At 39.5% G+C, this 12198-nt stretch carries 11 protein-coding genes; 5 read left to right on the forward strand and 6 right to left on the reverse strand.

Annotated features, from left to right (window positions below):
- Positions 1-28: 28 nt before the first annotated feature.
- On the reverse strand, positions 29-1228 hold the full coding sequence (locus tag L2716_RS00510; RefSeq protein ID WP_236330453.1) for a M20 metallopeptidase family protein: 1200 nt from the start codon (positions 1226-1228) through the stop codon (positions 29-31).
- A 169-nt stretch (positions 1229-1397) separates the two neighbouring features.
- Positions 1398-1832, reverse strand: coding sequence for a ferritin-like domain-containing protein (locus L2716_RS00515; RefSeq protein WP_236330455.1), 435 nt, complete (start codon positions 1830-1832; stop codon positions 1398-1400).
- Positions 1833-2002: 170 nt separating this feature from the next.
- Between L2716_RS00515 and L2716_RS00520 the strand changes: the two genes are divergently transcribed.
- Both L2716_RS00520 and L2716_RS00525 read left to right on the forward strand, forming a co-directional pair.
- Complete coding sequence (locus tag L2716_RS00520; protein ID WP_268963909.1) at positions 2003-2533, forward strand: type 1 glutamine amidotransferase domain-containing protein; 531 nt, start codon at positions 2003-2005, stop codon at positions 2531-2533.
- Positions 2526-2861: a DUF3243 domain-containing protein gene (locus tag L2716_RS00525; protein ID WP_236330458.1), complete on the forward strand. Its 336-nt coding sequence runs from the start codon at positions 2526-2528 to the stop codon at positions 2859-2861. The genes L2716_RS00520 and L2716_RS00525 overlap by 8 nt, the downstream gene beginning before the upstream one ends.
- Before the next feature lie 259 nt (positions 2862-3120).
- On the opposite strand, the gene L2716_RS00530 is transcribed toward L2716_RS00525, so the two are convergent.
- From L2716_RS00530 to L2716_RS00540, 3 genes are read right to left on the reverse strand one after another with little or no spacing between them, the layout of a single operon-like run.
- Positions 3121-3720, reverse strand: coding sequence for a class I SAM-dependent methyltransferase (locus L2716_RS00530; RefSeq protein WP_236330460.1), 600 nt, complete (start codon positions 3718-3720; stop codon positions 3121-3123).
- 39 nt (positions 3721-3759) lie between these two features.
- On the reverse strand, positions 3760-4668 hold the full coding sequence (locus L2716_RS00535; protein WP_408005278.1) for a diacylglycerol/lipid kinase family protein: 909 nt from the start codon (positions 4666-4668) through the stop codon (positions 3760-3762).
- A gap of 30 nt (positions 4669-4698) precedes the next feature.
- Positions 4699-5214, reverse strand: a complete 516-nt coding sequence (locus tag L2716_RS00540) for an antibiotic biosynthesis monooxygenase family protein (protein WP_236330465.1) — start codon at positions 5212-5214, stop codon at positions 4699-4701.
- 160 nt (positions 5215-5374) lie between these two features.
- Between L2716_RS00540 and L2716_RS00545 the strand changes: the two genes are divergently transcribed.
- Entirely contained in the window at positions 5375-7513 is a 2139-nt protein-coding gene (locus L2716_RS00545) for a transglycosylase domain-containing protein (protein WP_329610091.1), read from the forward strand.
- A gap of 399 nt (positions 7514-7912) precedes the next feature.
- The gene (locus L2716_RS00550) at positions 7913-9946 is read left to right on the forward strand and encodes a methyl-accepting chemotaxis protein (protein WP_236330468.1); all 2034 of its coding nucleotides are present in this window, start codon (positions 7913-7915) and stop codon (positions 9944-9946) included.
- Between the two features lie 134 nt (positions 9947-10080).
- Here the strand turns inward: L2716_RS00550 and L2716_RS00555 are convergent, their stop codons facing one another.
- A complete protein-coding gene (locus L2716_RS00555; protein WP_236330471.1) occupies positions 10081-10782 on the reverse strand; it encodes a hypothetical protein in 702 nt (233 codons plus the stop codon).
- Between the two features lie 356 nt (positions 10783-11138).
- On the opposite strand from L2716_RS00555, the gene hemE reads away from it, so the two are divergent.
- The gene (gene hemE, locus L2716_RS00560) at positions 11139-12170 is read left to right on the forward strand and encodes a uroporphyrinogen decarboxylase (RefSeq protein WP_236330473.1); all 1032 of its coding nucleotides are present in this window, start codon (positions 11139-11141) and stop codon (positions 12168-12170) included.
- The last annotated feature ends 28 nt before the right edge of the window (positions 12171-12198 follow it).

Genomic DNA, 12198 nt, shown 5'->3' on the forward strand with positions numbered 1-12198 from the left:
CCAGATAGGGATCATGTCTCCTTTTGTTTTACTTAGATTCAACCTTATTTTCAGTGCTGTATTTTAAATGTGAAAGCGTAGCTTCACCGAGCAGTTTTGCAGCGATTGGCAAGGAACGCTCATCAATCATAAATTTCGGGTGGTGGTGAGGAGCGACTTCACTTGCGTTTGGATCCTTCGCACCAACAAAAGCGAAGCTTCCGGGTACATGCTGTAAGTAATAACCGAAATCTTCTCCACCCATTTGTGCTGCCTTTTCACTTACTGAAAGGACACCTGGAATTCGAGATGCGACTTGCTTAATATGCTCGGTTTCTTCTTTATGATTTACGAGCGGAGGATAACCTCTTGTATAGTTGAATTCGTAATCCGTTCCACAGGCATCACAAACTCCTTTAATGACTTCTTCCATTCTGGATTGCATCTTACTACGTACAGATTCTTTAAAGGTACGAACGGTTCCCTTTAACTGAGTTGTATCTGCAATCACATTAAAGGCATTGTTCGCGACAAATGAACCGACAGATAAGACAGCAGATTCAAGTGGATCGACATTACGACTTACGATTTGTTGTAATGAAACGACCAGTTGAGAAGCTGTCATAATGGAGTCCTTTGTAAGGTGAGGTTGAGCGCCGTGCCCGCCGCGACCGATGATTTTAATTTCGAACTGATCAGCAGCTGCCATGAATGGTCCTTCTTTATAGTATACTTCGCCGACATTATCAGTTGCCCATAAGTGGACGCCATAAATGTAATCGACACCTTCAAGACAACCATCTTCAATCATAGAGATCGCTCCACCAGGGACGAGTTCTTCTGCATGTTGGTGGATAAGAACAATATTTCCTTCAAGCTCATCCTTCAATTGATTCAATACCTTCGCTAGAACGAGCAAGGTTGCAGTATGACCGTCGTGACCACAAGCATGCATGACTCCATCGTTTTTGGAGCGAAATGGAACCTCGGATTGTTCATGAATCGGTAAAGCATCAAAATCTGCTCTGAGGGCTACCGTTTTCCCAGGCTTACTACCCTTGATCGTTGCAACAATCCCATTTCCGCCAACATTCGCACGGTAAGGAATACCAAGTTTCTCATAGTATTCAGCTATGTAAGCCGCTGTTTGAACTTCCTCAAAAGAAAGCTCGGGATATTGATGAAGGTATCTTCGAATTTCGACCATTTCATCAAAGTGCTGATCAATGAGCTCATAGAAATTTTTCATAGTGCGCCTCCTCATCCAGGTAAAAGTTTGAAAAATCTGTCTTTTCCTTTGTCACAGTATAGCACGATTAAAGGATATAACGAAAGCTTGACACAGCCATTCTTTAGTTCTTTTTAATTAACATAAAAATGACACTGCTCACCGCAGTGTCATTTGATAATATGTCTCTTTATGAAAGTCGAGGGTCGCTTAGTAGACGATCCATTTCCTCCATATGATGTGTTTCATCAGAAATTAAGTCTTCTAATTTTACGACAAGCTCTGTCATGTTCAGTTCAGCTGCTTGTTTCTTACGCATTTCATATCGTTCAATCGTATCTTTTTCAGCTCTTCTTGCTTCTTCAAGCATTTCACGTACATCTGTCAGTTGCTTCACGTCTGCAGGACGGGTTGTTGGTGTACCACCAAGCGTGCTGATTTTTTCAGATAGGTACATTGCGTGTCCTTGTTCATCTGTTATTTCACCTTCAAAGAAAGGCTTCAAGACCTGGCGATACATACCTGATACAACAGCGGCATTGTAAGTATACATGATGACTGCAGCATATTCATTGGCAAGGTCTTCATTTAGTCCGTCAATTAGTTCTTGTAAATCTTTGTCCATTAGTCATACATCCTTTCTAATGAAATATATCTTTTCTCACGTGTTTAATGTACCCTTTCGAATACAGCTTTAAACTTATGTTCCAATAAAATACAAACAGGTTTAATAGAAGCGATTTCGGGAATAAAAACTACAGTCAAGTTAAATGTTAGAAAGGTTGTGAATACGTTTTGAGTAAGATTGCAGTATTAATGACCGACATGTTTGAAGATGTAGAGTACACAGATCCAGCAAAAGCTTACGAGGATGCTGGGCACGAACTTACAATCATCAGCACGGAGCGAAAAGAAATACAAGGGAAGCAAGGTGAAGTATCTGTCCAAGTAGATCAAACCATTGACCAAGTGGATCCAGATGACTTTGATGTTTTATTTATTCCAGGAGGTTTCTCACCAGATATCTTGAGAGCAGATGACCGTGTCGTAGAATTTGCGAAAAAGATGGTCTATCAGGAGAAACCCGTTTTTGCAATATGTCACGGTCCCCAAATTCTGATTACCGCCGACGTATTAAAAGGACGTAATATTACGGGATTCAAGTCTATACAGGTGGATTTGAAACTCGCAGGCGCGAATGTGTTTGATGAACCAGTCGTCGTTTGTGGAGGCAACCTTGTTACAAGTCGCCAACCTGATGACCTACCAGTATTTATCGAAGAATCAAAAAAATTATTAAAACAAGGAGTGACTACAAGTGTCTGAAAACAAACATATGGTAGATAAAAATGATCGATTACATGAGGAAGAAGTAAAATCAACAGTTGACCGAATACCTGAAGAAGAAAGAGGAAAGATTCTTGAGAACTTTGACGTATTCAAAAACTATTTAGGTAAGAGAGTGCGCATTGGTGAAAAAATGGGTATGTCTGAGGAACAGCTAGCAAAAACAGCGGAAAAAGTAGCAGATTATTTAGCAGAAAATGAAGAACCTCGAAACAGAGAGGAAAAACTACTGAAAGAGCTTTGGAATGCGGGTACTGAAGAACAGCAGCACATGCTTGCACACATGCTCGTACGGATGGTTGATTAATTTAGGGAAAGAAATACTTTTTAAACACATTAAAATACGAGAAGATTGGCAGGCCAAAGAGTAAAAACTTTGGTCTGCTTTTTTGTATACCACTAGAATGAATTGAAGTATATAACATCTAACGAGCCTTATTCGTACCGCGAAAACGGAGAAAAGCTGAAATGGCGGATGGAAAGAAGCTGTTGTGATTAATTTACAAGTCTAAAATAATACAAAAGCCGCACCTTTTTCCGTGAAGGATAGAGATGCGGCTTATATATTATGGTCTTGCCCATATGTAATAAAGGAACCCGTTTAATTTACGTTCTACCTTTTCTAGTTGGAGATTTGACTCGTTTACAAATCGGGTGATATCCCGGTCTTGATGACATCCAATCATTTTGTAAGCAATCGGATCGATCTTTTTTTGTACCCAACCGAGTGCACTACTTTTACAGATTCCGTGCTCCATCATTAAGATTCTTCCGTTTGGTTTGCACCATTTTTGAAAACGATTCAAGAGTTCAACAGGTGACTCATAAGAGCAGAAGGAGAGAGTGGAAACGATTGTATCAAATGTATTTTCCTCATACTCAACCGTTTCTACATCAGCTTCTTCTAAATAAATGGGAAATGGAAATTGGTCTGAAGTATTTCGCGCAGCTTTAAGCATTTCCTTACTAAAGTCAATTCCATTTAACTCACTAATCCCCACGTAGTGAGGGAAGTTGAGCCCAGTACCTACAGCAACCTCAAGTACTTTACCCTTTGCATCTGGAATGAGTTTCTTCCGAAAACGAGCTGTTGGATCTTTTTGTTGGAGCTTTTCATATCCTTTCGCTTGCTTTTCAAATATCTTGATATGTTTATTTTTATCCATATAAACGCCTCTCGTCTTGCTTATTCCGTCGTCGACCTTTTATTGCAAAGGAGGATAGTTTCCTACAGCCATTTGGATATGCCTCGGTAAGATAGAAATGGTTGATGGCGTTTCATAATCTCGTTCGCCATCACAGTCAATCGTTTGATTAGGTTCTGTTTCGATGGAAATGTGGTCAGATTGAAAATAGAGGATATCCTCACTATTCGGGATATCTTGCATGACTTTAGCGCGAATCATGTCCCAAAAGGTTTGTAAACGATTGGACTCGATAATGAGTACCTCAAGCTTTCCATCCTCAATATTTGATTCTGGGAAGAAGGCTCTGATACCACCCGTAAAAGGGCCGTTTCCGATGAGAACCATTGCTGCGTTTCCCTCGTAAGCGCATTCATCTGATTCCAGTTTCAATTTAAACGTACGGTCACGATTTACGGATTGAATTGCACTTAGATAATAGGAAAGACGGCCAAAACTTTCTTTCATTCTAGGATTTATATTGGTTGATACTTCTGTAATCAAGCCTATACCCCAGAAGTTTAGAAAGTACTGGTGATTACATTTCCCTACATCAATTGCTCTAAATTTTTGATTACATATTTGTTCTACTGCTTCTAGTGGATTTTGTGAAATTCCAAGCGCTCTAGAAAAGTCATTGCATGTCCCACCAGGAATAATTCCGAACGCTGGACGATTTTGTAGTGGTGCTAGTGCATTTATAATTTCATAAACTGTTCCATCACCGCCAGCTCCGATAATCAGATCTGTCTCATTGTCTAGGTCCTCGATGTAAGAGGCTGCATCTCCAGGTTGATAGGTTTCATGTACACTAACATGTGGGAAATGACTTTCAAGAGTCTTTACAACTTGTTGTAACTGTTCTTTCAATCTTCCATTTCCAGCATTCGGATTTATAATCAGGTCGACCCGTTTAATTTTCAATGCCATTCTCCTTTCTAACCGACATCTGAACGATATTTACTTTTCTGCTTTTTGTTCTAGATGAAACGATCGAAGGAATGGTTTTCCTGTGAAAATCGTTTGAGGGAGTCCTTCACTAGTTCCTTTACCTTTATGCGCTTTCTCATATGATTTTGATTCTTTCCATGCTTCAAAATCTCTTTCGTCGACCCACATACTTGAAATGATATAGGTCTCGGTATCTTTTGGACGAAGAATGAGCAACCCTGCACAACCTGGTTCCTTTTCTACTAAGCCTGCACGTTGCTTAAATCGATCTTCAAACACGGGGCGACCTTCAGAGGAAACCGGAATATTGTTAAATACGATAAAGTTCGCACCTTCGAACCCACCAGATTCTTCGATGACTTCATATGTGTGCCCTGATTCGAACAGCGTTTCATTTGATGTTTTATGTAGTAATACAGAATCTTCATGTCCTTCTAGCAAATAAAAGTCACCTTGTTCATTTTCGTATTTTTTCATTAACGTTTGCAAGAAATCCTTCGTTCCATAAGCAATATGATAATACATAGATTAATCGCTCCTTTTTCTCATAAGTATACACAAAAATGGTTTTATTCATGATTTACCCCTAGTCGTGAGATACTAAACGAAACGAAAAGCTGGTAACATACGTAATTATTGGGTAAAGTGGAAAAGTAATTTTTACTTCGATAGGAGTTGATGCGTTGTGTGGAAAAAAGCAACGCGCATATCGCTTTGGGCAATGGCAGTCGTCCTATGTTCCTTGCTCGTATTCATAGCGATTGTGTTCGCAGGCAATTATGTTATTGATGAAAAGGATCTTGTCATGAGTTCGGCTTCTTCTCTCGTTGATGAAGAGGGCAATACGATCACAAAGCTATTCGCTCAAAACAGGGAGCTTGTTGAAATTGATCAAATACCGGAACATGTACAACAAGCATTCGTAGCAGTTGAGGATCGTCGATTTTACAAGCATCCAGGTATTGATCTTCAGGCGATAGGACGAGCACTGTATAAAGATATTAAATCAGGCTCAAAAGTGGAAGGCGGCAGTACGATTACACAACAGCTAGCTAAGAACATCTTTTTATCAGATGAAAAAACGCTGTTGAGAAAAACGAAAGAGGCAACCATTGCCATAAATTTGGAGCGGAAATATACAAAGAAAAAGATTCTTGAAATGTACATGAACCAGATCTATTTTGGCCATGGTGCTTACGGGATTCAAGCTGCCTCTCATCTCTATTTTAATAAAGATGTAAGTGAGTTAACGGTAGAGGAAGGGGCATTACTAGCAGGTATTCCTAAAGCACCCTCACATTATTCTCCAATTCGTCATATCGACAAAAGTAAGGATCGGAGAAATACCGTTCTCTCATTAATGGAGCGGCTTGATTACATTACACCCGAAGAGGCGGTGCGTGCACAAGGAAAAACGATTTCTCTAGATGTGAAGCGACTAGAAAAGAACCCGTCCTATTCTACTTACATTGATATGGTACTGAAGGAAGTCTCTGAAAAGTATTCGCTATCCAACATGGAAGTGCTACAAGGCGGATATAAAATTGTCGTCCCAATGAGCAAGGAAGCCCAAGAAGCTTCATTTAAAGCACTACAAAACGACAAGTACTTTAGAGGATCCAATGTTAAAAAATCTCCACAAGGGGCATTCGTTCTAATGGATTCACGAACTGGAGGTGTAATGGCTGTACAAGGTGGTCGGGATTATGTGAGGCAAGGCTTTAACCGAGTGAATGCCAAGCGTCAACCTGGTTCGACCTTCAAGCCGATTGCCGTTTATGGACCTGCAATGGAAGTTGGTAAATGGGAACCGTACTCGATTTTAAAGGATGAGCGTTTAAAGTATAACAACGACTATACACCTGAAAATTATAACGGTCAGTACAAGGGTTCTGTATCTATGTATGAAGCGATTGAAGATTCATTGAATGCACCAGCTGTTTGGTTACTGAATGAAATCGGTTTGTCAAAATCCTTAGGGTATATACAAGAAATGGGGATGAATGTAGAAGAGCGGAAACTTGGAGTTGCCCTAGGTGGATTAGATGAAGGCGTTACACCATTGCAGATTACGCGTGCATTTTCTGCATTCGCTAATGACGGAAAGATGGTTGAGCCTTATTTTGTAAAAGAAATATATGATCGTAAAGGCAAATTAATTGGTGAGGCCAAAACCGATTCTCAAAAAGTGTTTTCTAAACAGAATGCTTGGTTTATGACAAGAATGCTTCAATCTGTTGTAAATGAAGGCACTGGACGAAGAGGTAAGGTTAACACTGAATTAGCTGGGAAAACGGGAACAACGACCTTTGATGCAGTAAATGGTGCGAATAGGGATCTCTGGTTTGCGGGCTATACCCCTACGGTTGTTGGAGCTGCATGGATCGGTTATGACCAAACCACCACATCCCAATACATGAAAGGGACAAGCTCAGATGCAACATTGATGTTTAAAGATATCATTAATGAAATTCCTGAGCAACAAGGTTTGGCTTTCAAAAAGCCTAAAGGAGTCAAGGATTTAGAACCACCGATCCAGATGGTAGAAATCGATAATTTAAGTGCACAATATGCGTTTAATCGGTTCGGGGTTCCTGGTATGCGACTTTCGTGGAAAGCATCAGACGACAATCGACTCATGTATAAAATTTATATGCGTACAGATAACGGTGATCAGAAAATTGACACCGTAGTAGGGAAAGGTAGTTATACCGTCGTTTCTCCGAAGCTATTTACCTTTCCGGAATTTTACGTCGTACCTTATAATCCACTCACAAAGCAAGACGGTAAACGTTCTAATATCATCTCAACATCATTGTTTTAAAAAGATAGGAAACACCCAACAATCTACCCTACCACGGATGTTGGGTGTTTTTTTGATAGTAAGAAGGTGCTGAGTTCCACAAGCCGAGCAGAAAGTTCCACAAGCCGAGCAAAAAGTTCCCCAAACCGAGTAGAAAGTTCCCCAAGCCGAACAGAAAGTTCCCCAAGCGGAACAGATCATTCAACATTCTAAGCAGAAACTCCCCTAATTAAGTAAAAAACACAAGGTAAAATGGAAAAATTCCTGCACCCAGGAATTAATATCATCATCATGATCAAATAAAGTTCTGAACATTTCGTTAAATAGGGATATTGTCCTAAGGTTTTAATGTAAATATTTTGTTCGAAACGTCGATAAGAAAGAAGACAGATGGTTTTATTACCACAGGGGGTTAGGGATATGTTTAAGAAGTTGCAGACAAAGCTTATGCTTGTTATGGCTTTGATTTTGTTCGTCTCATTATTTGCGGTTGCTTTCCTTACATATGATCGTGTGAAGGACACGATGGAATCGAATGTAGATACGCAATCTGAAGCGAAAGTCGATCAAATGTCGAGTCAAATTAGTATGTATTTAAGTGGAATTGAACAAACAATGTTGCGTTATAGTCAAGATGAAAGGGTGATTGCGGCCCTGAAATCTTCTAACGAAGGCGGAGAGAATGAAGACAGCGATTGGAAAATCGTTGATCGAGATTTCTCTCAATATTTGGGGCTCAATGAGAATGTTGCGTACCTTTATTTAGCTAGTCCGAACAAGAAAATGAAGATTACACCTTTTCTAGAGCTTCCAGCAGATTACGATCCAACATCAAGGCCTTGGTATCAAACCGCGACGGAGAAACAAGAAAAAGTAATTTGGACTGATCCTTATGAGGACGCAGCCACCAAAGAGTATGTATTAACGACGGCGAAAACAGTTGTTGATCCAGAATCAGATCAAGTATTAGGCGTCATAGCGATGGATATGAGCTTGCAAAACCTTGCGAACGTCGTCAAGAATACAGATGTTCAATACGATGGTTTTCCTTTTCTTTTTGACCAATCTGGATTAGCGATGGTGCATCCGACTTTAAAAGGTGAAAAAGCGCTTGAAAAGAATGCGTTTGTGAAGGATATGTTTGCTTCAAAAGATCGTACTGTTCAAGACGAGAAAGAAGATCGTTTCATTAAGTTCGATACGATTGAATTGACAGGTTGGAAAGTAGGAACGTCGACGCCAAATGAGGCTTTGACTCAAGAGGCAGGCAATATTCGGAATGTCATTCTCATTATCGCATTCGTAATCGTCATAATTTCTATTGCAATTAGTTATTTCGTAGCTAGAGGCATTACGAGACCCGTAAAACAACTAAGAGATCAGCTCACATTGGTAGCATCAGGTGATTTGACGGTAAAAGCTGAAACGAAGAGTAAAGACGAAATCGGAGAATTGACGACTCATTTCAATTCTATGGTCGATAAAATGAGAGGCTTACTCTACTCAGTTAAAGATTCATCGTTCCAAGTTACGGAATCTGCAGAAAGTCTGAGTGCTGTAGCGGAAGAAACGATTGCCTCAAGTGAAGAAGTAGCCAGAGCAGTGACAGATATTGCAACTGGTTCATCTCAACAAGCTTCAGATGTAGAATCTACACATCTAAGAGCGATCAACTTATCTGAGGATATTGAACGAATTAGTGAGCAAACAAAATCAATGCTCATATTATCTGAAAGTGCGAACCATGCAAATCAACAAGGCATGGATCAAATAACAACACTACGAACGAAAAATCAACAATCAAACGATGTACTAGAGTCTGTTGAAACAGTTATTAATGGCTTGAATGATAAAATTAAAGAAGTTGAAGAGGTCATCAGTACGATTACAGAAATCTCGGAAAAGACGAACTTGTTAGCGTTGAATGCCGGGATTGAGGCAGCACGAGCTGGGGAAAGCGGAAGAGGCTTTGCGGTAGTTGCGACAGAAGTACGGAAGCTTGCTGAACAATCAGCAGTTGCTACAGAGCGTGTGAAAAGTATTTTAAAAGGCATCGAGAATGAGTCGAAACGCGTTGGCGTTGAAATGGATCATACAAAAGAAATTTCACAAGAGCAAAGTGAAGTAGTTGAAGGTACAGAAGCAGCGTTCAAAGTGCTGGCTGAATCATTAAATGAAATGATTACTTCAATTACATCTGTTGGCGATGATGTGACAAATCTCAGCGCGCATAAGGATGCTGTAATGGAGTCCATTCAAAACATTTCAGCAGTCGCTCAACAAGCAGCAGCATCTTCTGAAGAAGTGAGTGCATCTACAGATGAACAACAACGTGCACTTGAATCAGTTGGACACTCAGCTGAAGCATTGAATACAGCTAGTAACGCTTTGATTGAATTAGTACAACAATTCAAGGTAGAAGCTGTAATTGAAGAAGATGAAATAAAAGAATAAAGTTGATAGAAGGCTTAATCGATTCTCTAGTTGGAGGAACGATTAAGCCTTCTTCTTTATATTTTACCAAGGCGGTTAGACGAAAAAAGGACCCTTCCGGACGAATTTGTCCAGTGGGGTCCCTTTTTACATTATCAACCTTCAGATTCTTCCTCTTCAATGACTTGATTCGACCTACTACTTCGGTATTTTTCAACGAGTAGCAGCCCGAACATTAACATGACTAATCCGTTTCCGATGAATTGGAATACGAGTTGATAGGAAGGTTGAAACTTAAACACAATCAGAACGCCAAAATAAAATAAAATGAATGGCAAGAAAATCAATTGCTTTGTTCGCCTCTTTACAATTAAGAAGAAGCTTGAAACCCTGTCAACGACCAAGAAGACAACTGCCCAATAAAATAAGGAATACGATAAATTCAATGATCCACCTGTTCGCTGAATGAATAATGTAGTAAAGATCAAATGAATACCTAAAAGCGAAAGTATAATCAGAAAGTAAAGACACGTATACAAAATCATCCGTAGCATGAATAGATTTGGGAGTTGATCAAATAAGATCCGTTCCTTGTGCCTCAGCTGTAACTTTCCATATCCAAACATGAAAATGATCGTACCTGCAATGATACTGAAAATATAAGATGAATCTAAATCACGTAAATATAGAGATGATATGTCTTCAATCGTTAAAGATGAAAAGAATAGCTTCTTTACAAAAACAATCAAGTAGACAATACCGTATCCGATGAAGAAAGTGGCAGCAAATTTATTCCACTTTGGCCCGGACTTTTCTGTCTTATTCAAATTTCTTCTCTCTTGACGTAATGAGCTCAATGTTAGGTCCTCACTTTCAACCCTTCGAACACACAGAAGGGATTTTTGTATGATGCTAATTGGATATTGTACAACATTTTTTAAGTTTATGCTCATTTATGCTTATAATATGGAATTTATTGTTATTATTTGTGTTGGGTTTTAAGTATACCCTACATTTGTACCATTGAAACGATAGGTACAATTTACGACTAATTTATGACAGATTTCTTGATGGTGTATACATAATAGAACAAGACAAGTATAGTTATAATGGTTATAATATGACAATGTTTTTATTTTCTTTTACAATAATGATAACTGACTATAGTTACGGACTATTAATTGATAAGGCTTTTAACGAAAGGTGATTAGTCATGGCGAAACAATTCAACGATCAATTTCTCAGAGCATGTAGAGGGGAAGAAGTTACACACGTACCGGTTTGGTATATGAGACAAGCTGGGCGCTCTCAGCCTGAATACCGAAAAATTAAAGAAAAATACTCATTATTTGAGATTACTCATCGACCAGAACTTTGTGCAGAAGTAACTCGTCTTCCAGTTGAGCAATACAACGTGGATGCAGCTATCCTTTACAAGGACATCATGACACCACTCCCAGCGATTGGAGTAGATGTAGAAATTAAATCAGGCATTGGACCTGTCATCGATAACCCGATTCGTTCAAAGGAAGATGTAGAACGACTAGGCGAGATAGACCCTTCTAGTGATGTTCCTTACGTACTTGACACAATTAAACTTTTACGTGAGCAGCTTTCGGTACCATTGATCAGTTTCAGTGGTGCACCTTTTACACTTGCGAGCTATATGATTGAAGGCGGACCTTCAAAGAATTACTACAAGACGAAAGCATTCATGTATTCTGAGCCTGAAGCATGGTTTAAACTAATGGATAAGCTTGCCGACACAGTGATTCGATATGTGAAAGCTCAAATAGCTGCAGGTGTACAAGCGATTCAGATATTTGACTCTTGGGTAGGTGCGTTGAATGTAGCGGATTATCGCATCTTCATTAAACCTGTTATGGAAAGAATCTTTACGGCTTTAAGAGATGAGAACGTTCCATTGATCATGTTTGGTGTTGGGGCAAGTCATTTAGCAGAAGATTGGAATGACCTTCCGTTAGATGTAGTCGGGCTTGATTGGAGACTACCAATAAAAGAAGCACGTCAACGTGGCATTGACAAAACTGTTCAAGGAAATCTTGAGCCAGCATTGTTATTGGCGCCATGGGATGTTATAAAGGAACGTACGAAGGAAATTTTAGACCAGGGAACGGAATCCTCGAAGTTCATTTTCAACCTAGGGCACGGTGTATTCCCTGAAGTCAATCCAGATACGTTAAAAAGGTTAACAGCATTTGTTCATGAATATACTGCAAAATAATTGATTCGTTTAAAACAAAGACGGGGTG

The organism is Pseudalkalibacillus berkeleyi, from assembly GCF_021608225.1.
GTDB classification, from domain to species: domain Bacteria; phylum Bacillota; class Bacilli; order Bacillales; family Fictibacillaceae; genus Pseudalkalibacillus; species Pseudalkalibacillus berkeleyi.

Excerpts from the sequence above, each read along its gene's own strand:
- L2716_RS00510 (WP_236330453.1), bottom strand. The coding sequence starts at position 1,228 with ATGAAAAATTTCTATGAGCTCATTGATCAGCACTTTGATGAAATGGTC.
- L2716_RS00515 (WP_236330455.1), bottom strand. The coding sequence starts at position 1,832 with ATGGACAAAGATTTACAAGAACTAATTGACGGACTAAATGAAGACCTT.
- L2716_RS00530 (WP_236330460.1), bottom strand. The coding sequence starts at position 3,720 with ATGGATAAAAATAAACATATCAAGATATTTGAAAAGCAAGCGAAAGGA.
- L2716_RS00535 (WP_408005278.1), bottom strand. The coding sequence starts at position 4,668 with ATGGCATTGAAAATTAAACGGGTCGACCTGATTATAAATCCGAATGCT.
- L2716_RS00540 (WP_236330465.1), bottom strand. The coding sequence starts at position 5,214 with ATGTATTATCATATTGCTTATGGAACGAAGGATTTCTTGCAAACGTTA.
- L2716_RS00550 (WP_236330468.1), top strand. The coding sequence starts at position 7,913 with ATGTTTAAGAAGTTGCAGACAAAGCTTATGCTTGTTATGGCTTTGATT.
- hemE (WP_236330473.1), top strand. The coding sequence starts at position 11,139 with ATGGCGAAACAATTCAACGATCAATTTCTCAGAGCATGTAGAGGGGAA.